Genomic DNA, 21009 nt, shown 5'->3' on the forward strand with positions numbered 1-21009 from the left:
GATAGGGGATAATCGTCGGCGAACAACTGTCTACCGGAAGCCGGCGTAGGAATACATGAGCGCAACCAGCGACAACAGCGTCAACAGCAGCACCTCCGACACCTTCGACCCGCGGCGTCTCGCCCGGGTGATTCTGCCGAAGCGTGGCGAGCCGCGGGACGTCCGGTCCCTCTACATCGTCGAGGACGAGTCGGCCCCCGGTCGCGTGACCGCACTGTCGCGCACCTCGGCCAGCATCCCTGCCGGCACCGAGGTGAGCTTCGAGACCTACTTCAACGCATTCCCGGCGTCCTACTGGCGCCGCTGGAGCCAGCTCGGTGAAGTCCAGCTGCGCATCGAGCTCACCGGGGACGCCAGGATCGACATCTACAGGTCCAAGATCGACGGTTCGCGCATCGCGGTGACCGGTGGCGTCGTCGAGACAGACGACTCCGGCCGCGGCACCGCGGAGTTCACCGTCTCCCTCGCCCCCTTCGAGGACGGCGGGTGGATCTGGTTCGACCTCACCTGCGAGTCCGAGACCACGGTCCACGCGGCGGGATGGTACGCCACCGCCGACGCCGGGGAACAGACCCTCGTCGCTGACGCCGTCGTCACCGACCCCGGTACCGGCGAGAAGACCACGCTGCACGCCGGGGACACCCTCCCCGCCCGGGAGCCGCGCATCACCATCGGTATCCCGACCTTCAACCGGCCGGCGGACGCCGTCGCCGCCCTGGAGGCACTGTCCTCCGACCCGGTCGTCGATTCCGTGGTGGACGCACTCATCATGCCTGACCAGGGTACGAAGCATCCCGCTGACGAGCCCGGGTTCGCAGCGGTCGAGGCCTTCTACGGGGAGCGTCTGCGCATGCCGGTGCAGGGCAACCTGGGCGGCTCCGGCGGCTACTCCCGCATCATGTACGAGGCCCGCCACCCGGAGCGCGGCACCGACAGCCCCTTCATCCTGTACATGGACGACGACATCGCCATTGAGCCGGACAGCGTGCTCCGTGCCCTCGCGGCGGCCCGGTACGCCTCCTCGCCCATGCTCATCGGCGGTCAGATGCTGAACCTCCAGGAGAGGTCCCACCTGCACACCATGGGGGAGATCATCGACCGGGGCAGCTTCATGTGGACCGGCGCCCCCCACACCCACTACGACCACGACTTCTACCGGCATCCGCTGAGCGACCGCGGCGAGTACGGTGTGACCCCGTCCGGTGAGAGGATCGACTCCAAGGACCTGCACCGCCGCATCGATGCGGACTACAACGGCTGGTGGATGTGCATGATTCCGCGCGTCGTCGCCGACACCATCGGCCAGCCGCTCCCCCTGTTCATCAAGTGGGACGACGGTGAGTACGGGCTCAGGGCCCGCGACCACGGCTTCCCCACCGCTTCGTGGCCCGGTATCGCCATCTGGCACATGGCCTGGTCCGACAAGGACGACGCCATTGACTGGCAGGCCTACTTCCACCTGCGTAACCGGCTCATCGTCGCCGCACTTCAGCATGAGGGAAGCCCCAACGGCATCATCGCCTCGATGGCCAAGGCGACGACCAAGCACCTCATGTGCCTGGAGTACTCCACCGTGGCCATCCAGAACGAGGCGATGAAGGACTTCCTCGCCGGCCCCGACCACCTCTTCGAGATCCTGGGCACCGCCCTCCCGCGGATCAGCGCCCTGAGAAAGAACTTCCCCGACGCCGTGGTCGTCCCGAGTGCATCGCAGCTGCCCCCCGCGGACGGCGGCCCCGCCCGCCTGACGGAGATCCCGCTGACACCGCTGAAGAAGATCACGACCCTGGTGAAGGTGCTGCGCAACAACCTCCGCCCCGCTGACCCGCACCATCACGAGGTTCCGCAGGTCAATCTGCCCCCGATCGAGGCACGGTGGTTCTCCATGGGCCGGGTCGACGGAGCCACCGTCACCACCGCCGACGGCAGGGGAGTGGTCTTCCGCAAGCGGGACCGGGACAAGGCGAAGGAACTTGCGACGGAGTCCGTCCGACTGCAGAAGGAAGTGCTCACCCGTTTCGACGAGATGCGTCAGCGTTACCGTGTCGCACTTCCTGAACTCACCAGCACGGAGGCATGGGGCCGGATCTTCGAACCGGAGAGTGTCGGTGAGTAGTCGCGAGGACGACCTGCTGGCAGCCTTCCAGGACGCCGTGGTCCGGACTCCCGCCGGGCCTGCCGTCCGGACTGTGGCCCGCGGGCTCAGCTACTTCGGGGAGCACTCCCTGGGCTGGTGCGCGCTGGCTGCCGTCGGAGCGTTCTCCGCCCGTGACAGCCGGGACCGCCGGACGGGCAGGGACGCGTGGATCGCTCTCGGCGCCGCCGCCTTCACCGCGCACGCGACGTCGGTGGTCCTCAAACGTGTCGTCCGTCGCAGGCGCCCCCACGATCCCCGGATCACGGTGGGTGTCGGTACCCCGAGCAGTCTGAGCTTCCCTTCCTCGCACGTGACCTCGACGACGGCGGCACTTGCCGCGCTGTCCCGGATCACGGGCTCGGCCGTGCCCCTGGCGGGTGTTCCCGTGATGATGGCGTCCAGGTTGGCCCTCGGCGTCCACTATCCCACGGACGTGGCTGCGGGGGCTGTGCTCGGGGCGTTGACGGAGCAGGCCGTGCACCGGTTCATGACAGACCGGGCGGGGTCCCGCAGGGCCGGAACTGACAGGGCAGAGAGTAAGGAGAACGGTCGATGAATCCCGACAGGCAGAATCCCGACGGTGGACTTATCGGGTCCGAGCCGCACACCTCCGGACTCGACGAGGACACGGCCGTGTGGACGGAGGGGCACACCGAGACCTCCCCGGACGGTACAGGGAGGACGCCACGGGCGCCGAGGAACCTGCCCGACGCGATGGTCAAGGCCCTGCGTCCGAAGCAGTGGGTGAAGAACGTCCTGGTCGTGGCGGCACCGGCCGCAGCCGGCGGCGACATGCTCTTCCACGCCGATGTCATCCTGGACATTGTCATCGCCTTCGTGGTCTTCTGCCTCGGGGCGTCCTCGATCTACCTCATCAACGACGCCCGTGACGTCGAGGCCGACCGCGCCCACCCGACGAAACGGTACCGTCCCATCGCGGCGGGGGTTCTTCCCGTGCCGCTGGCCTACATCATGGCGGTTGTCCTCATCGCACTGTCGGTGGGGCTGAGCTTCCTGGCGTCCTCCGGACCGGAACTGGCGATCGTCATCGCCGTCTACATCGCACTGCAGCTGGGCTACTGCTTCGGCTGGAAGCACCAGCCGGTCATCGACATCGCACTGGTCTCCTCCGGTTTCATGCTGCGCACGATGGCCGGAGGCGTGGCGGCGGACATCGACCTGTCCCAGTGGTTCCTGCTCATCGCGGCCTTCGGGTCCCTGTTCATGGCAGCCGGCAAGAGGTACGCGGAACTGAAGCTGGCGATGCGCTCAGGTGCGAAGATCCGGCGTTCCCTGGAGAGCTACACCCCGACCTACCTCCGGTTCGTGTGGACGATGGCCGCCACTGTGGTGGTCGTCTTCTATGCCCTGTGGGGGTTCGACATGAGCCAGCAGCATCCGGGGCATGCCTCGGTCTGGTACCAGCTGTCGATGGTGCCGTTCACTGTCGCGATCCTGCGGTACGCGGCCGATGTCGACCGGGGGGAGGGCGGTGCGCCCGACGAGATCGCGTTGAAGGACCGGACACTGCAGGCTCTCGCGCTCGCGTGGGTCGTGGTCATCGCCGTCGCCGTGTATGTCATTCCTGAGCTGAACTGAGAAAATACAGCTTCCTCTGATCCTTACAGTGCTCTCACCAGGTACTTTTGTAGACCATAGTCACTGTTTGGTAACGTTCCCGTCCTGTGGCGCGATAGGTTCCGTGACCGAAGACGGTTCCTGACCGGAATCACAGCAGGAAGAGGGAATGATGACGACGAGCACCGGAAAGCACAGGTCCGCGGGACGGAGCCTGGGGCGCAAGGTCGCTGCACTGATCGTGGCCGTGGCCGCCGCCCTGGGCGTGGCCTCCGTCGCCGCTCCGACGGCGTCGGCCGGCGGGGACAAGCGCGCGGAACTGGGGCCCCGCTGCAGCTGGAGCCCCTACAACTACTGGGTGCAGAACTGCTGGTTCTGGTCCGACGCGATGGGCCAGGACATCCAGGTCCAGATCAAGCGCTCCAACTCCGATTCGGCGATCTACATGCTCGACGGACTTCGCGCCCGGGACGACTGGAACGCCTGGACCTACCTTGGTCACGGGGCGGACCTGTTCGCCGACGATGACGTGAACGTGGTGATGCCGGTCGGAGGGGCGTCACAGTTCTACACGGACTGGTCCGGCAACTTCAACGGGATCACCACCCCGAAGAAGCCCCGCTGGGAGACCTTCCTGACCAGGGAACTGCCGGCCCAGCTGCAGCAGGGTTTCGGGATCTCGTCGCAGAAGAACGCGATCGTCGGCCTGTCGATGGGTGGGACGGCCGCACTCAACCTCGCCGCCTACCACCGTGACCAGTTCAAACAGGTGACCTCACTGTCCGGCTACCTCAACACCACCGCCCCGGGCATGTACTCGGCCCTGCAGGTCGCCATGACCTCGGGTTCTCCGGGGGCGTCCGTGTGGGACATGTGGGGTGCCCCCTGGGATCCGGCGCGGAGCCGAAATGACCCGATGGCGAATGTGGGCCGTCTCAGCGGTATGCCCGTCTACCTTGCGGCGGCGTCCGGGATCCCCAACCCCCTGGTGGACGCCGGGAACTTCTTCAGTGACCCGATCGGTGGCGTCACAGGCATTGCCCTGGAGCTGCTTGCGAAGACCCTCACCATGCCCTATGAGGCGGCGGCGCGGGTGGCCGGAGTTCAGGTCACCTCGAGCTACCCGATGATCGGGGTGCACAACTGGACGCTGTGGACCCCTGAGCTCGCCAAGGCCCGCCCGCAGATCCTGGACTCGCTCGGAGTCTGCTACCGCGGCGGTCAGTGGACCTGCGCCTAGGCCCACCACGGGACGGGCGGGGCTGAGAGGTGTACCGCTCCCCCCCGTGTGCGGTGGGAAGTGGACTTCTTCCCCGGGAGTCAGTTCTCCGGTGATAGTCTGAGCACCAACCTTCAACTGATACTTGAGACTTTTGGAGTGTCGGCGGACAGTGTCGGCGACCGACTGGCATAATGGTGCCCGCCTGGTTGACACCGCCTGCCGGACAGGAGGGGAACCTGTCCGACGGCGGCTGACGGTCGTGCAGGTCGATGCTCCACCGTGGCGTCCGGCGGAAGGTCGGACCGCCACCACGGACAGAACTTACGAGACTAAAGAGGAATAACGAGACATGAAGACACCTTCCGCCCGGAAATCCCCGCGCGCGGCCCGGACGCGTCGTCTGGCCGCCTCGGTGCTCGCACTGCCTCTGTCGGTGGCCGTCGCCCTGCCGCTGGCAGGTACCGCCGTCGCCCAGGAGAACGCCCCCGAGCCCAACCCCTCCGTGCTGGGCGGCTACCTCGACCCGCAGAATGTTCCTGAGCGGGTGCCTCAGGCGGTGCAGCAGCAGGCCCTGTCCGGGCTTCCGTCCGGGGTCTCCGTGGAGAAGGTGGAGTGGCTCACCGACCGGTGGGTCAACCTGTACATCAACTCTGCCGCCATGCCTGGCCAGCCGGTCAAGGTCCAGATCCTCCTCGCCCGAGACTGGTACAGCCAGCCGAACAAGACCTTCCCCGCGGTCTGGGCACTGGACGGCATGCGCGCCCGTGACGACGAGTCCGGGTGGACGCTGTCGACCAACATCGCCCAGTTCTACGCCGACAAGAACGTCAACGTGATCATGCCCGTCGGCGGTGCAGGCTCCTTCTACACCGACTGGGACCAGCCGGACGGTGAGGTGAACTACAAGTGGGAGTCCTTCCTCATCAATGAACTGCCCGCTGTCCTCCGGGAAGGCTGGAGGACCAGTGAACAGCGCGCGATCACCGGCCTCTCCATGTCCGGCACCGCGGCGGTCAACCTTGCCGAGCACCACCCGGAGATGTTCCAGTTCGTCGGCTCGTTCTCCGGTTACCTCGACACCACCTCCTTCGGCATGCCGATGGCGATCGACTACGCCATCCACGAGACCAGCGGCCTGTCCGCCGTGAACATGTGGGGCCCCTACGGGTCCGCCCGGTGGAACGAGAACGACCCGAAGCAGCACGTGGAGAAGCTCAAGGGCATCACCGTCTACGCCTCCTCCGGAAACGGCAACGCCGGCGCCTACGACACGCAGGGACCGATCCCCGGATACCCGGAGAACCCGGCCGCCTGGGGTCTCGAGGCCATGGCCATGCTGACCACCCGCACCTTCGTCGCCGCGGCGGACGCCGCCGGTGTCGACGTCATCCAGCAGTTCCGTCCCTCCGGCACGCACGACTGGCCGTACTGGCAGTACGAGATGACGCAGGCCTGGCCCTACATCGCCAAGACCTTCGGCCTGGAAGCCGGGGACACCTCGACCAGCTGCGCGCCGGTCGGTGCCATTGCCCCGGTCGCGAACACGTACTCCACCGAACTCGGAACCTGCCTGTCCAACGAGTACGACGCGAAGGACGGGGGCAAGGTCCAGGACTTCCGCAACGGCCGTGTCTGGTGGAACCCCGCCACCGGTGCTCACGCGACCTGGGGACGGATCAGCGCCCGCTACTCCGAGATGGGTGGGCCGGACTCCTTCCTCGGCTACCCGACCTCGGAGGAGCACACCATCGCTGACGGACGCGGTCGCTTCGTGACCTTCGAGCACGGGGCCATCTACTGGACCCCGGAGACCGGCGCCGTCGCCGTGAAGCAGGACATCATCGACGCATGGGGTCGCAACAACTGGGAGAGAGGCCCCCTGGGCTTCCCGACCGAAGCTGAGACCGGCATCGACGGCGGAGCCTGGCAGAAGTTCGAGAACGGTGTGATCGTCCGTGACCCCGACGGGCAGGTGAGGTACGTCGAGGGCGTCATCGCCCAGAAGTACATCGCCGACGGAGGCCCGTCGAAGTCCGGTCTCGGTTTCCCGAACACCGACGAGATCAAGATCAACGGTGGCGCCTTCAGCGAGTTCGACAACGGCAACATCTACTGGTCCGCCGCCACCGGGGCGCACAAGCTCTCCCGTGGAAAGATCTTCGAGGAATGGGGTCGTCAGGGCTACGAGCAGGGACGCCTCGGTTTCCCGGTGTCTGACGAGGTGGTCGACAACGGAGTGAAGAAGGTCACCTTCCAGCACGGTGAACTCCGCGAAGACCAGATCTGACGGTGCCCCTCATACCGCCCCTGATGCAGCCCCATAGGACAGGAAACCTGATGACAAAGCTGACCGACCGGGCACACGCCGGCGGCCGCCCCGTTTCTCTCGGCATTCTCGCCCTGGTCACCGCAGGTGCACTGGCAGGTCTCACCGCCTGCGGCGACGATTCCTCGACAGCTGAAGGTACAGGAACAGCGGCGGTCGCCCCGTCGACCGTTGTACCGGCCAACCCGACGTCCACGGACGGCACCGTCGCGACGACCACGCCGAACCCCCATTCCGGCAACGATGGTTCCGGAGCCGGTGAGGAGGGGTCCGGCTCCACCGCAGACGGCGGAGTCACGGAGATCACCGAGCTGCCCCCCGCCTCCTCCGTCCGCTCCGAGGCCGACGACGCCTTCCTCGGTGAACTCAGGGCCAACGGCATCGACATCACCGACCAGGTCACCCAGGACCAGGTCATCGCCGCAGGGCACGAGCAGTGCCAGGCGAACTCGGAGGGGCGCGAAAGTTTCTCCGTCCCCGCCATCGCAGGCCAGCTCGGCACACTCGGGGTGACCGACAAGGCTCCGGAGGAATCTGCCTCGGTGATCCGTTCTGCGGCAGAAGCCCACTTCTGCTCCTGATCTCCGCGGAGAGCGCCGGGTCTCTCCCCTGCGCTCCGGAGAACTCCCACGGGGCTTCGCCGACTCCCAGCGTCCTGTCAGTCTGAGGGGGTAGCGTCGGCAGGATGAAGAAGATCCTCACTGTGCTCGGAGTCCTCGTGCTCGCGGTCATTCTCGTCGTGGGCGTCGGCACCTGGCTGGGCGGCCGTGGCAACGAGAACACCCCGCCCACCGGCCCTGTACCGGCCCCGGGGGAGACCACCGGAGCCGAACAGCCGGCGTCCTGTCCGGCGTTCGAGGTCATCGCCGCCCCCGGTACCTGGGAGTCCCGGGCGGACGACGACCCTGTGAATCCCACAGCGAACCCGAACTCACTGCTCCTCAACGTCACCCGACCGCTGCAGGAGGCCTACGGCGGGCAGGCCACCGCAGCCGGCGCTGACGGCGGGGTGAAGGTCTGGACCCTGCCCTACGCCGCCCAGTTCCGGAACATCAACGCCCTCACCGAGATGACCTACGACGACTCCCGCAACCAGGGCTACAGCCGGGTCAGTGACGAACTGGCCGCCACCCACGGCGCATGCCCGGGGACGAAGTTCCTCCTCGTCGGATTCAGCCAGGGGGCGGTGCTCACCGGCGACCTGGCCACCGACATCGGCAACGGCAACGGTCCGGTGCCCGCCGACACCGTCGCCGGAGTGTCCCTCATCGCCGACGGTCGCAGGGAAGACGGCAAGGGCACACTCGTCGGGAGTCCGGCAGTGCAGGGCATCGGTGCGGAGATCGCGCTGAGTTCCGTCAACCTCCTGGTCCAGCCCATCGTCCCGGGGGCGACCATGCGCGGACCGCGTCCCACCGACTTCGGGGCGCTCAACGACAGGGTCAACCAGTTCTGCGATCCCGCCGACCTTGTCTGCAGTGCACCCCGTGACATCGGTAACGCCATCCAGCGGGCCAACGATCTCGTGGCAGCGAACGGGATACATGCCCGCTACTCGACCAACGGCAACGTCGTCCCCGGTCAGACAGTTCCCCAGTGGGTGGTGTCCTGGGCGCGGGGCATCATCGACGGGGGCAGGTGAGCGTGCCCGGGACGGCCGTCCCGGGACACGCGGGTACCCCGAACGGGGACCTCTGACAGGAGAAACCGTTAAGGTTCCAAAGAGAAAACCACGCGACGGGCATTACCGTGTGCGCCGCGGGGTGCCATCCGCAGGACAGACCCCACAGAGGAGATTTCATGGACATCAGTGCCGCGATGCAGCAGTTCTACGACGACAAGGGGAACATCAGCATCCCTGACCAGCTGACCCTCTCGGGTATGAACGAAATGCTCTTCGCCATGGCGCAGATGCAGGGCACCCAGGATTCCCTCCTCTTCCGCTTCCACGACTACTCCGCCTCCCGCGGGGGAGAGGTCGTCACCTGGACCCGTGCACAGGTCAACACGAAGATCAAGGCCGTGAGCGTCCGGCTGCGGCAGGTCACCACCCCCGGTGACCGGGTAGCGGTCCTGGCCAACAACAGTCCCGAGTACCTCATCGGGTTCATCGGCGCCCTCTACGCCGGCACGGTGCCCGTGCCCCTCTACGATCCCACCGAGCCCGGTCACGGCGCCCACCTCACCGCAGTCCTGGAGTCCTCGACTCCGACCGTGGTCCTGACCAACAGGCATTCCGCGGCGGCGGTACGCGGCCACTTCTCCGACCGGCCCGCAGGGCAGCGTCCCAGGATCCTCACCGTCGACGCGCTCCCGGATTCCCTGGCCGAGGACTGGGTCAACCCCATGGCCGCCCTGATGGAGCACCCGGAGCTGGCACCGAAGGCCGGTGACCCCGCTTTCCTGCAGTACACTTCCGGGTCCACCCGCACACCCGCCGGTGTGGTCCTGACCCACAGGTCGATCGTCACCAACGTCCTCCAGGTGTTCCAGGCCGGCCAGCTGCAGATGCCGATGCGTCTGGTGAACTGGCTTCCGCTGCACCACGACATGGGCATCATCCTGGCGTCCTTCTGCCTCATCCTCGGGATCCCGCAGGACATCATGGGGCCGAGGGACTTCATCCAGGACCCCGGCCGGTGGATCCGCCAGCTCGACGAGAAAGGGACAGTGGGGGAGGACGCCGTCAACGTGTACGCGGCGGTTCCCAACTTCGCCCTGGAGCTCGCCGCCCGCTACGCCGACCCGGCGGAGCGGGAGGATCTCGCCGACGTGGATCTCAGCCATGTCGAGGGGATCATCAACGGGGCAGAGGCGGTGTCCCTGCAGTCCGTGGACCGGTTCCAGGAGGTGTTCGGCCCCTACGGGTTCCGGCGTACCGCGATGAGGCCCTCCTACGGTCTCGCCGAGGCGACGGTGTTCGTCACCACCCCGCAGACCGAGGACCGGCCCCGGCTGCGGGTCTTCGACCGCGAGAAGCTCTCGGAGGGCACCGCCGTCGAGGTTCCCGCGGACTCCGGCACCGCCGTGCCGATCATGTCCGTCGGTGAGCCGGGGCCGAACGAGTACATCGTGATCGTCGACCCCGCCACCGGCACTGAGCTCCCCTCCGGGTCTGTCGGGGAAGTGTGGATCCACGGTGACAACGTTGCCGCGGGATACCTGGGCCGTGAGGAGGAGACCGTAGAGACGTTCCGCAACGTGCTGCCTGTCGGCAGCCGCCTCAACGGTGGAGGGGAAGGCAGTGCCGCCGCCGGCGCCCCGGAGGACAACTGGCTGCGTACCGGGGACCTGGCCGTGACCGTCGACGGTGAGCTGTACATCACCGGCCGGATCAAGGACCTTGTCGTCATCGCCGGCCGTAACCACTACCCGCAGGACATTGAGGCCACCGCCCAGGAGGCCACGGACCAGATCCTCCCCGGTGTCCTTGCCGCGTTCGCCGCCACCCCCGGGGAAGGGGAGGGCGTGGAGCAGCTCATCATCGTCGCCGAGCGTGACCCGGAGGCTGATCCTGCCCTCGACGGTGACGCTGCCGCAGCGGTCCGGGCGGCGGTCACCTCCGTCCACGGTGTCAGCCCCGCCGAGGTCCTCATCGTCGACCGTGGTTCCGTGCCGCGTTCCTCCGCCAACAAGATCGCGCGCCGGGTCGCCGCGAAGGCGTGGGCGGAAGGCGCGTTCGCCTGAGCCCCGTGACCCGTCACAGGGGCACCCGGTAGAGTTGTCCCTCTGTGCCGGCGGTGCCCTGACCGGCGGCCTGTAGCAGTCGGGCGGCCTGTGCCGTTGGAGTACCGACGGAGGCCGCTGTTCCGCTGTCGTCGTACGCGACCGCCGTAACCCCTCAGACAGCAGTACGACAGCATCACGCCAGCAGAACCACAGTGCAGTACCCGGGAGACACCCGGGCGACAACCTCAGGAAGGCGAATCTCCACGACCATGTCGACCACGCCAGCAAGTGCCCCCACCACCGTCCCCGAGATGCGTGCCTGGTTGCACGACTGGGTGGCCAGGACCACGGACACCGACCCCGCGGACATCGCAGATGACCGTCCCCTGGAGGAGTCCGGCCTGTCCAGCCGGGATGTGGTGGTCCTGTCCGGTGACCTGGAACGCCTGCTCGGCGTGACACTCGACGCCACCGTCGCCTACGAGTACAACACCGTCGATTCCCTGGCGTCCTATGTCATGGCCCGGGTCTCCGGGACGTCGGGGTCCGACCGTGTCCCCGGCCCGCAGGCGGCCTCCGCCGCCGGTGCGTGGCAGGACCCCTCCGACCGGCAGGTCGCCGTGGTCGGTATGGCCGCCCGGTACCCGGGTGCGGAGTCCGTCAGCCAGATGTGGAAGCTCTTCGAACAGGGGCGCAGCGGCGTCGGCGACCTGCCCGAAGGCCGCTGGAGCGAGTACGACGGTGACCCTGAGATGGTCCGTCGGATGTCCGCCGCCCAGCTCACGGGAGGCTACCTCGACGACATCGCCTCCTTCGACGCGGAATTCTTCGGGCTGTCCCCGGTCGAGGCGGCGAACATGGACCCCCAGCAGCGGATACTGCTCCAGCTGACCTGGGAGGCCCTGGAGGACGCGCACATTCCGGCCAACACGCTGCGCGGCACCCGCACCGGTGTGTTCATCGGTACCACGAACAACGACTACGGCATGCTGATCAGCGCCGACCCCACTGCGGCGCACCCGTACGCTCTGACGGGGAACTCCACGGCCGTGGTCGCCAACCGGATCTCCTACGCCTTCGACTTCCGCGGCCCCTCGGTCGCCATGGACACCGCATGCTCGTCCTCCCTCGTCGCCGTCCATGACGCGGTCGCAGCGCTGCGCACCGGGGAAGCGACCCTGGCAGTGGCCGGTGGCGTGAATATTCTCGCGAACCCGTTCGGGACCGTCGCCTTCTCTGAGCTGGGCGTCCTCAGTCCCACCGGTGGCATCCGGGCGTTCTCGGAGGACGCCGACGGCATCGTCCGGTCCGACGGCGCCGGGGTGCTGGTGCTCAAGCGGCTGTCTGACGCGCGCCGGGACGGTGACGACATCCTCGCCGTGATCGCCGGTACCGCGGTCAACCAGGACGGCCGGTCAAACGGCCTGACCGCCCCGAATCCGGAGGCCCAGGTCGCTGTCCTGCAGCAGGCCTACGGGGACGCCGGGATCGACCCGCGGACCGTCGACTATGTCGAGGCACACGGTACCGGCACGATCCTCGGCGACCCGATTGAGGCGGGTGCTCTCGGACGTGTCCTCGGTGAGGGCCGTGACAACTCCAGTCCACTGCTCCTCGGGTCGGCGAAGACGAACTTCGGGCACACCGAGGCCGCCGCCGGCGTGGCAGGGGTGATCAAGGTCGTCGAGTCGATGCGTCACGGCGTCCTTCCCCGGTCACTGAACTTCACCGGGCCCAACCCGTACATCGACTTCGACCGTGACCACCTGGAGGTCGTGGAGGATCCGCGGGAGTGGCCCGCCTACTCCGGCCACCCGGTCGCCGGGGTCTCCGGTTTCGGGTTCGGTGGAACGAACGCGCATGTCGTGGTCGTCGCCCCCGAGGGGGCTGCGCCGGATCCGGACCCGGAGGCACGGGAGGACCGGCCCGCCCTGTTCGACCGCAGTGCCACCCAGACAGTGGACGACGGTGACGGCGGGAAGTCCGAACTGGGAATTCCGCAGCTTCTGCCGGTGTCCGGTCTGCTGCCGTCTCGGCGCCGCACCGCGGCCTCGGACCTCGCCGACTGGCTGGGCGGCCATGACGGGAATGACGGTCACAATGCCGGGGCGGGACAGTCGCTGCTCACGGACACTGCCCGGACACTGGGACGCCGCAGTCACGGACGGTCCCGTGGGGTGGTCCTCGCGCACGGGCTCGACGAGGCGTCCGCCGGTGTCGCCCGCCTTGCTGCGGGGAAGAAAGGTGCCGGGGTGGCTGCGGCGGACAGTCCCGACCGGATGGGTGCGGTGTGGGTGTACTCCGGTTTCGGTTCCCAGCACCGCAAGATGGGCAAGGAACTGTTCACCCTGTCCCCCCTGTTCGCGGCACGTGTCCGGGAGATCGCGGAGGTTGTCGCCGCCGAGTCCGGATGGGATCTGGTGGAACTGGTCACCGATGACGCCCGGGACTACGACCTGGAGACGGCACAGGTGGGTATCACGGCGATCCAGATAGCGCTGACCGACCTGATGACCGCGGCGGGTGCACGCCCGTCCGCCGTGGTCGGGCAGTCCATGGGTGAGATCGCGGCGGCGTACGCTGTCGGCGGACTGTCGATGCAGGACGCTGTGCGGGTCGCCTGTCACCGGGCCCGTCTGATGGGTGAGGGTGAGCGTCTGCTGCCCGAGGACAAGCTCGGTGCGATGGCGGTCATCGACCTGGGGGTGGATGAGCTGGCGTCCTTCCAGCAGGAGCACCCGGAGTTCTCCGCCGTGGAGCCCGCGGTGTACGCCGCGCCGGGTATGACGACGGTGGGCGGACCTGCCCGGCAGGTCGCCGATCTTGTGGCTTTCGTCGACGGTGAGGGGCGCTTCGCCCGTCAGCTGCAGGTCAAGGGGGCCGGGCACACGAGCATGCTGGACCCGGTGCTCGGTGAGCTGCACGCGGAGATCTGTGACATCACCGCCCGTCCGATCACCGTGCCCCTGTACAGCACCGTGGACAGGGGTGTGGTCTACCGGCCGGGGGACACTCCCCATGACGCCGACTACTTCGTGCGGTGCACGCGTCAGCCGGTGTGGTTCTCGGACGCGACGGGCAGCCAGTTCGACGCCGGTTTCCGCACGTTCGTGGAGTTCTCGCCGAACCCGGTGGCACTGATGCCGTTGATGAACACCGCTTTCGCCCGTGACGCCGGGGACGCCTCCCTGATGTTCCTGCTCAAGCGGAAGCATCCCGCCGCCGACACCTTCCTCACCACGGTCGCGGAACTGTACGTCCGTGGTGCGGACATCGACTTCACCGCGCTGGCGGGGCCGGGTGGTTGGGCTGACCTGCCGGGGATGCACTGGAATCTGCAGCGTCACTGGACCGACGCCCGCCCGGGCGGGGGTGCGGTCCGCGGCATGCCCGGGGCGAGGGTCGCGCTGCCGGACGGTCGTACCGCGTTCAGTGCGGCGCTGTCCGATGTGACGAGCGTGTCCGCGGTGGCGGAGGCGGCGGTGCACGCCGTCGACGGTGACGCGGTCGTCTCCGCTGTGGAGAGCTACGGTGCCCTGGCGGGTGCCCCGGGGGACGACGTGACCACCGTTGTGCAGCGCAGTCTCGGCGGGCTGACGGTGCATGTGCACCACATCGCCGCCGACGGTTCCGCCCGGCTGGTCGGCGAAGCGTTCGCCACCGCCTCCGGGTCGGCCGCGACACCGCAGGGCGGGGGAGCTGCTGCTCCGGCGGTTTCTGCAGGTGCTGCAGGCGGGGTGGCCCCGGTCTCTGACAGGTCGGCCACCGGGAAGGGGGCGGTCAACGCCCTACCCGCTGTCGACACGTCATCGGAGAGGTGGGACCCGGAGTCCGGTGAGTCGGTGGCTGACCGGCTGCGTGCCATTGTCTCCGAGTCGATGGGTTATGACGCCGACGACCTTCCCGGGGAGCTGCCGCTGATCGACCTGGGGCTGGACTCTCTGATGGGTATGCGTATCAAGAACCGTGTCGAGTACGATTTCGGGCTTCCTCCGCTGAATGTCCAGGAGCTCAGGGACGGTTCCGTGGATTCGGTCATCGCGATGGTCGAGTCTCTGGTGGCCGACGGCGGGAACACCGGGGAAAGTACCGGTGAGGACGCCGGTGAGGACGCCGGTGAGGATGCCCGTGAGGACGCAGCCGTCACCGCCGCCTCCGACACTTCAGCCGGCACGACGGACGCCTCCGGCACGACGGACGCCTCCGCGGCACAGGCACAGGCCCGTCCTCTATACACATCTAGAGCCTCCGGCACGACGGACGCCTCCGCGGCACAGGCACAGGCCCCGACCGGGGTCGGTGTCGCCCCCCGCGATGCCGCCGAGCGCATGGTGTTCGGAACCTGGGCCTCCGTCACCGGTGCCGCTCCGGCCGGTGTCACCAGCCCGCTGCCGCCCGTCGACTCCGCCACAGCGGAGACGATCGCCGCCAGGATCAACGAACGGTCCGGATCCTCGATCACCGCGCAGCAGGTGATGGAGGCCGGCACCGTCGAACCCCTGTCCGACATCGCCCGGGAGTTCCTCGAGACAGAGGTGGAGGGCAATATCCGTGTCCTGCGGGAGCGTCCCTCCGGCTCGCGGCGTCCTGCCGTGTTCATGTTCCACCCGGCGGGCGGTTCCTCGGTGGTCTACGAACCGCTGACGCGGCGCCTCCCCGACGACGTCCCGGTGTACGGGGTGGAAAGGCTCGAAGGCAGTCTCGACGAGCGTGCCCGAGCATACGTCGAGGACATCACCGCGCTCGCCGACGGCCTGCCGGTGGTTCTCGGCGGCTGGAGTTTCGGCGGTGCCCTGGCCTACGAGGTCGCCCACCGTCTGGAGAACTCCGAGGTCACCGTCGGTCATCTGGAGCTTCTCGACCTGGTGCAGCCCCTCCACCCGGCCCCTGACACGAAGGAGGAGATGCACGCCCGCTGGGACAGGTACTCCGCCTTTGCGTCGAAGACCTACGGGATCGACCTGCCGGTGCCGCACGACCTGCTCGACGAGCAGGGTGAGGAGGCGCTCATCGGCCTGATGACCACCTTCCTGCGCACCTCGGACTCTTCCGGGCACGGCCTTGCCGCCGGTGTCCTGGAACACCAGCGCGCCAGTTTCGTCGACACCCGCATCCTCAACTCCCTCGACTTCCACCGCTGGGCCGACGTCACTGCCCCGGTGACCCTGTACAAGTCCGAGGGCATGCACGAGGGCGCGATCGAGCTGGAACCCAGCTTCGCCGAGATAGCACCGGACGGCGGATGGGGCGGTATCGTCGACGACCTTGAGATCGTCCACCTGCCCGGAGACCATCTCGGTGTCCCCGACGAGCCGGCCATCGGCATCGTCGGAGCCCGCATCACCGAACACCTTGACACCCTCAGCTAGCGTGGGAGGAGTGAGCACCATGAGCGAGAGCACAGACGACCGTTACGGGCCCGGTTCCGGCCGGTCCACCGCGGAGAAGCTCGCCGACCTGCGGCGGCGCACGGAGGAGTCCCTGGACCCGGGCAGTGAACGCGCGCGGGCGAAGAGGGACGCCGCCGGACGGACGACCCCGAGGCAGCGCATCGACGCCCTGCTGGACCCCGGAACCTTCACCGAGATCGGTGCCCTGGCCCAGACCCCGGGCGACGACACCGCCCCCTACGGTGACGGCGTGGTCACCGGGTACGGGCGGGTGAACGGGCGCCCCGTGGCCGTGTACGCCCACGACAAGACCGTGTTCGGCGGTTCCGTGGGCGAGACCTTCGGCAACAAGGTGTGCGAGGTGATGGACTTCGCGACCCGTATCGGATGCCCCGTCGTCGGTATCAACGACTCCGGTGGTGCCAGGATCCAGGACGCCGTGATGTCCCTGGCGATGTACTCGGAGATCTCCCGCCGCCAGCTCCCGTTGTCCGGCCAGTCCCCACAGATCTCGATCCTGCTGGGCAACTGTGCCGGAGGTGCGGTGTACGCACCGGCGACGACGGACTTCCTCATCGGCGTGGAAGAGCAGACCACCATGTTCGTCACCGGTCCGGCGATCATCGAGTCCGTCACCGGCGAGAAGATCAGCATGCAGGAACTCGGTGGCGCCCGGATCCAGGCGGAGCGCGGCAATCTCAGCTATGTCGCCCCTGATGAGGCGGACGCCTTCGACTACGCCCGCGAACTGCTCGACCATCTCCCGTCGTCGGCGTTCGAGACGACGCCGGAGTTCTGGGCGCCCGGTGACGAACAGTCGGGGACGGACACCGAACTGCTCGACATTGTCCCGGACGACCCCAACGCCGGCTACGACATGACCGACGTGCTCACCCGCATCTTCGACGACGACCACTTCCTCGAGGTCCTGCCAGACTTCGGACCGAACGTGATCACCGGTTTCGCCCGCGTGGACGGGCATTCGGTGGGTGTGGTCGCCAACCAGCCGATGCAGTTGGCCGGGTGCCTGGACGCGGACGCCGCGGACAAGGCGGCGAGGTTCATCAGGATCTGTGACGCCTACAACATCCCCCTCGTCTTCGTGGTGGACACTCCGGGCTACCTGCCCGGTGCCGACCAGGAGAAGGCGGGCCTGATCCACCGTGGGGCCAAGCTAGGTTTCGCCATGGTCGAGGCGAGTGTGCCGAAGGTGACCGTGGTCATCCGCAAGGCCTTCGGCGGCGGCTATGCGGTGATGGGGTCGAAGAACCTCGGTGCGGACATGAACTTCGCCTGGCCGACCGCCCAGATCGCCGTGATGGGTGCGGAGGGTGCCGCGGTGATGCTGCAGGGGAGACAGCTTGCGGCACTTCCTGAGGAGGAGCGTCCGGCGGCGAAGAAGATGTTCATGGACTTCTACAACGCCAACATGACGAGCCCCTATGTGGCGGCGGAACGCGGGTACATCGACGCCGTGATCGATCCTGCGGAGACCCGGCTGAGGATCCGGCAGTCACTGCGGATCCTGAAGGACAAGAGAGTGCCCGAGGTGCCCAAGAAGCACACGATCATGCCGCTGTAGCGCCACTGTCGCGCCACAGTAGCGCCACTGTAGCGCCACTGTAGCGCCACTGATCCAGGGGCAGCGGGGGTGGCCGACCGGGCCGTGACGGGGGTGGCCGGGTGGTCGTGGTGCCGGCGGTGGGGGTGTTCTCCGGGGAAATTACCGTCCCGGTGAATTCACCTCTGGCGGAGAGGCTCCGGAGAGGGTTTAGTGGTCAACGGGTCCCGGTCGTCAGTGGCGGGGACCGTGAACTTCACGAACCGACGATTCCGCAAGGACGGTAATCCTGTGTCTCTCCATTCCCTCCCTTCCTCCCTATCCGCTTCCACGCTCCGCTCTTCCCGTCGTTCATCGCGGCTGTCGGCCCGTCTGTCGTCGCGGGTCGGTGTGGCGGCACTGACCACGGTCACCGCCGCGGCGCTTCTGGTGCCGGTCAGCTCCGCTGATCCGACAGTGCCGGGCTCGTCGGCCGACAGTACTGTCGCCCAGACGTCTGTGGCCCCGACGTCTGAGTCTCCGGCACCTGCGCCAGGTGAGGACGCCGAGTCCACCGACGCGCCGGAGGCGACCGGGTCCCTCGAGGACGGCCGGCTCGTCGGCTCCCTGGCTACCACGGACTGGGGCCGGGTCGCGCGTGTCGCCGGGGCACTGGCGACGGGCACCGTCAACCTGACGACTGTCATCGACATTCTCTCACTCATCGCGAACTCGCCGCTGACATGGGATGATGTCGTCGGTTCGGTGGAAGGTTCCGTCTCAGGCAGCTCCGGCTCCACGGGCGGGAGCAGTACCACGGAAAGTACGCCGGCAGAGAGCAGTGCCGCGGAGTCCAGCACCGGGCAGAGCACCGCGCCCGAGGCGGAGGAGCCGGCCGTGGCGTCCTCCGGTTCCGGTGTGGGGGACCCGGCCGAGTAGGTCAATCCCGCCGGCCCCCCGCCGGCCCCCCTGCCGGCCCCCTGCCGGCCCCCTGTCTGCCCCTGTCAGCTCTGCCAGGGGCCGATGTCGTTGGTCGGGGCTTCGAGCACATCCGAGGTGACCAGGTAGGTCTCCATCGTGCCGTTGAGGATGTCGGTCTGACCGGACAGGAAGTCCGGCAGCCCGAGACCGAGTTTCGACAGTTCCCGGACGATGTTGTCCGGCAGGTCCTCGGCGTCGAGGGTGAGCGGCAGGCCGGTGTCCACCCCCGCCACCTCGGCGGTGATGGTCATCTTCCTGACGAAGATGTGGAAGTTCCCGGACAGGGTCGTCACCGCCCCGAGCGTGTCCTGGCCCAGGTCCTGCAGTCCGGGGACGCCGTTGGGGAACTGGACCCGCAGGTTGGTCAGCACGGTGCGGTCGGAGTCGATGCGGAATGCCTTCTTCGGCCCCTGCAGGGTGTCGACGGTGACCACCGAGAGTTTCATCCCCGGCGTCATTGCGGTCCGGTCGGACTTGATGGTGAAGGTGTTGCCGGTGATCGGCAGCAGACCCTGCACCGGTGCCGGAGGTTCGACGTTGAGCCCGGGGACCGTGACGCCGAGGGCGTCGAGGCCACCGTCGATGTTCTGCTGCAGTGCGGTACCGTCCGGCAGGGTCGGCTCGGGCAGCCGGAGTTCCGGCAGGCCCGGCAGCTGCAGTGAGGGTGCCGCCGGTGTGGTGGAGGGGGCCGTGGTCGTGGCGTCTCCTCCTGTGGCACCGGTGCCGGACGGGGCTGCCGGTTCTACCTGCTGTCCGGCCTGACCGTCCTGGCCGGGCAGTGTCGGAAGCCGGAGTTCGGGCAGGCCCGGAATCTGGGCGGAGGCCTGGGGCGTGTGTGCCCCGAGTCCGACGGTGAGGGCGGCGAGGGCTGCGACCGCGGCGACGGCGGTGGTGGAACCGCCCTTACCCGGTTTCTGCTCCTTCGACCTCACCTTCTCCTCTCTCCGGTTCTTCTTCTCTGCCCGGGCCTCGTCACGTGACTGGGGTGTCCAGGCCAGGGCCATGGCCCCGCCGACCAGGGAGAGGACGGTGCCGATGATGAATCCGCCGAAGTTGGACTGGGGCAGGGCGACGATCGCCAGGACCATCGCAGCGACCCCGGTGAGGATCCGGCCTTCACCCCGGAACCATGTCATCAGTCCGCAGACGATGAGGAGGATGCCGATGACGAGGGTGGAGACTCCCGCCAGGGTGGAGATCTGGATCTGGATGTTGGAGATCTCCAGGCTGAGGTAGGCGGGGGTCAGGATGACCGCTCCGCCGAGGATCATCAGCAGGCCGGCGCCGAAGGCGCGCTGTCGGCGCCAGGTGGTGAACCTGCGGTTGCTCTTCTCGAGCTTCTCGCTGGTGGTTTCGGCACCTGGTCCGGCGTCGGGGGTCACCTCCGCGGCACCGTCCAGAGGTTGTGTCACATCTCCCGGGGTGTCGGGGGTGGGGGTGCCGGTCATCAGCATTCGGCCTTGTCGGCGTCGACGACGGACACCTGCGAACCCGCGGCGGTGAGCTGGTCGGCGGAGATGGAGGTGGCCTTGATCTTCTGGTCGAATGCCTGGATGGCGTCCGCGGCGATTCCCCACTGGCCGGCAGAGGCACCGTCGTCGAGCTGGGAGGCGTCCACACCGATCTGAGGCTTGATCAGGGTCATCCCGCCGTTGAGGCCGGGGGCGCCGATGACGAGGTTCTCGGCGCTGAAGTTCTTGCCGGGCACCTTCATCTGGAACTTCTTCTCCCCCAGGCCGGGGATCTCGAGGGGGGCGGCCATGCACAGGTCGGTGATCTCGGCTTTGGTGAACTTCAGTTTCGCCACTGCGACGTCACCGCCGCTGAGCTTGTCGTTGCCGACGAAGATCGCCACCCCCTGGCCGTCGAGGCCGTGGACGGTCTGGGAGAAAATGGTGTTCGACAGTGACAGGTTGGCGGAGATGCCGCCCTGTGCCATGGCGACGCCCATGCCGCCGGTGGCGACGAGCCCGACGGCGAGGATGCCGACGAAGCGCTTGCCCTTGATGTGTCCCATTGTTCTCTTCCTCCGTCAACGACGCCCGTGGCGTCCGTCAGATACGTGGGCGGGGTTCCGCCTCCTGTTGTCCGGGTTATCCTATCGCCGTCCAACGTGTTTCCATGCACAATACGGATATTTTTGCCGACCGAATCTGGTGAACGGCG

The 21009-nt window shown here is 67.7% G+C and carries 13 protein-coding genes; 11 read left to right on the plus strand and 2 right to left on the minus strand.

Features of this window, described 5'->3' with window-relative positions:
* The first annotated feature begins 55 nt into the window (after nucleotides 1-55).
* The 11 genes from BN3906_RS06830 (at nucleotide 56) to BN3906_RS06880 (ending at nucleotide 18801) form a co-directional block, all read left to right on the plus strand.
* Nucleotides 56-2116 carry a glycosyltransferase gene (locus BN3906_RS06830; protein WP_066586411.1) on the plus strand — a complete coding sequence of 687 codons (2061 nt, stop codon included), beginning with the start codon at nucleotides 56-58 and terminating at the stop codon, nucleotides 2114-2116.
* Nucleotides 2109-2693 carry a phosphatase PAP2 family protein gene (locus BN3906_RS06835; protein WP_066586414.1) on the plus strand — a complete coding sequence of 195 codons (585 nt, stop codon included), beginning with the start codon at nucleotides 2109-2111 and terminating at the stop codon, nucleotides 2691-2693. The genes BN3906_RS06830 and BN3906_RS06835 overlap by 8 nt, the downstream gene beginning before the upstream one ends.
* The gene (locus BN3906_RS06840; RefSeq protein ID WP_066586416.1) at nucleotides 2690-3736 is read left to right on the plus strand and encodes a decaprenyl-phosphate phosphoribosyltransferase; all 1047 of its coding nucleotides are present in this window, start codon (nucleotides 2690-2692) and stop codon (nucleotides 3734-3736) included. The genes BN3906_RS06835 and BN3906_RS06840 overlap by 4 nt, the downstream gene beginning before the upstream one ends.
* Before the next feature lie 148 nt (nucleotides 3737-3884).
* Nucleotides 3885-4955 (plus strand): alpha/beta hydrolase, encoded by a 1071-nt coding sequence (locus BN3906_RS06845; protein WP_261796892.1) that lies wholly within the window; start codon nucleotides 3885-3887, stop codon nucleotides 4953-4955.
* 331 nt (nucleotides 4956-5286) lie between these two features.
* Nucleotides 5287-7224, plus strand: coding sequence for an alpha/beta hydrolase-fold protein (locus tag BN3906_RS06850; RefSeq protein ID WP_066586418.1), 1938 nt, complete (start codon nucleotides 5287-5289; stop codon nucleotides 7222-7224).
* Nucleotides 7225-7274: 50 nt separating this feature from the next.
* On the plus strand, nucleotides 7275-7844 hold the full coding sequence (locus BN3906_RS06855; RefSeq protein ID WP_066586420.1) for a DUF732 domain-containing protein: 570 nt from the start codon (nucleotides 7275-7277) through the stop codon (nucleotides 7842-7844).
* 104 nt (nucleotides 7845-7948) lie between these two features.
* Nucleotides 7949-8905 (plus strand): cutinase family protein, encoded by a 957-nt coding sequence (locus BN3906_RS06860; RefSeq protein WP_066586422.1) that lies wholly within the window; start codon nucleotides 7949-7951, stop codon nucleotides 8903-8905.
* 158 nt (nucleotides 8906-9063) lie between these two features.
* Complete coding sequence (locus BN3906_RS06865) at nucleotides 9064-10950, plus strand: FadD32-like long-chain-fatty-acid--AMP ligase (RefSeq protein ID WP_066586432.1); 1887 nt, start codon at nucleotides 9064-9066, stop codon at nucleotides 10948-10950.
* 251 nt (nucleotides 10951-11201) lie between these two features.
* A complete protein-coding gene (gene pks13, locus BN3906_RS06870; protein ID WP_066586435.1) occupies nucleotides 11202-16301 on the plus strand; it encodes a polyketide synthase Pks13 in 5100 nt (1699 codons plus the stop codon).
* Between the two features lie 19 nt (nucleotides 16302-16320).
* A complete protein-coding gene (locus BN3906_RS06875; RefSeq protein ID WP_066586438.1) occupies nucleotides 16321-17904 on the plus strand; it encodes an acyl-CoA carboxylase subunit beta in 1584 nt (527 codons plus the stop codon).
* Nucleotides 17905-18273: 369 nt separating this feature from the next.
* Complete coding sequence (locus tag BN3906_RS06880; RefSeq protein WP_147592859.1) at nucleotides 18274-18801, plus strand: hypothetical protein; 528 nt, start codon at nucleotides 18274-18276, stop codon at nucleotides 18799-18801.
* Between the two features lie 65 nt (nucleotides 18802-18866).
* Here the strand turns inward: BN3906_RS06880 and BN3906_RS06885 are convergent, their stop codons facing one another.
* Together BN3906_RS06885 and BN3906_RS06890 are read right to left on the minus strand one after the other, a co-directional pair.
* Complete coding sequence (locus BN3906_RS06885) at nucleotides 18867-20291, minus strand: DUF6114 domain-containing protein (RefSeq protein WP_066589405.1); 1425 nt, start codon at nucleotides 20289-20291, stop codon at nucleotides 18867-18869.
* Nucleotides 20291-20860 (minus strand): DUF6230 family protein, encoded by a 570-nt coding sequence (locus BN3906_RS06890; protein ID WP_066586442.1) that lies wholly within the window; start codon nucleotides 20858-20860, stop codon nucleotides 20291-20293. Before BN3906_RS06890 ends, BN3906_RS06885 begins: the two co-directional genes overlap by 1 nt.
* Between the last annotated feature and the right edge of the window lie 149 nt (nucleotides 20861-21009).

The organism is Corynebacterium provencense, assembly GCA_900049755.1.
GTDB classification, from domain to species: domain Bacteria; phylum Actinomycetota; class Actinomycetes; order Mycobacteriales; family Mycobacteriaceae; genus Corynebacterium; species Corynebacterium neomassiliense.

Bases quoted from the DNA above. Each gene is read 5' to 3' on its own strand.
- BN3906_RS06860 (WP_066586422.1), top strand. From the start codon at position 7,949: ATGAAGAAGATCCTCACTGTGCTCGGAGTCCTCGTGCTCGCGGTCATT.
- BN3906_RS06855 (WP_066586420.1), top strand. From the start codon at position 7,275: ATGACAAAGCTGACCGACCGGGCACACGCCGGCGGCCGCCCCGTTTCT.
- BN3906_RS06830 (WP_066586411.1), top strand. From the start codon at position 56: ATGAGCGCAACCAGCGACAACAGCGTCAACAGCAGCACCTCCGACACC.
- BN3906_RS06885 (WP_066589405.1), bottom strand. From the start codon at position 20,291: ATGACCGGCACCCCCACCCCCGACACCCCGGGAGATGTGACACAACCT.
- pks13 (WP_066586435.1), top strand. From the start codon at position 11,202: ATGTCGACCACGCCAGCAAGTGCCCCCACCACCGTCCCCGAGATGCGT.
- BN3906_RS06840 (WP_066586416.1), top strand. From the start codon at position 2,690: ATGAATCCCGACAGGCAGAATCCCGACGGTGGACTTATCGGGTCCGAG.
- BN3906_RS06850 (WP_066586418.1), top strand. From the start codon at position 5,287: ATGAAGACACCTTCCGCCCGGAAATCCCCGCGCGCGGCCCGGACGCGT.
- BN3906_RS06865 (WP_066586432.1), top strand. From the start codon at position 9,064: ATGGACATCAGTGCCGCGATGCAGCAGTTCTACGACGACAAGGGGAAC.
- BN3906_RS06875 (WP_066586438.1), top strand. From the start codon at position 16,321: ATGAGCGAGAGCACAGACGACCGTTACGGGCCCGGTTCCGGCCGGTCC.
- BN3906_RS06890 (WP_066586442.1), bottom strand. From the start codon at position 20,860: ATGGGACACATCAAGGGCAAGCGCTTCGTCGGCATCCTCGCCGTCGGG.
- BN3906_RS06845 (WP_261796892.1), top strand. From the start codon at position 3,885: ATGATGACGACGAGCACCGGAAAGCACAGGTCCGCGGGACGGAGCCTG.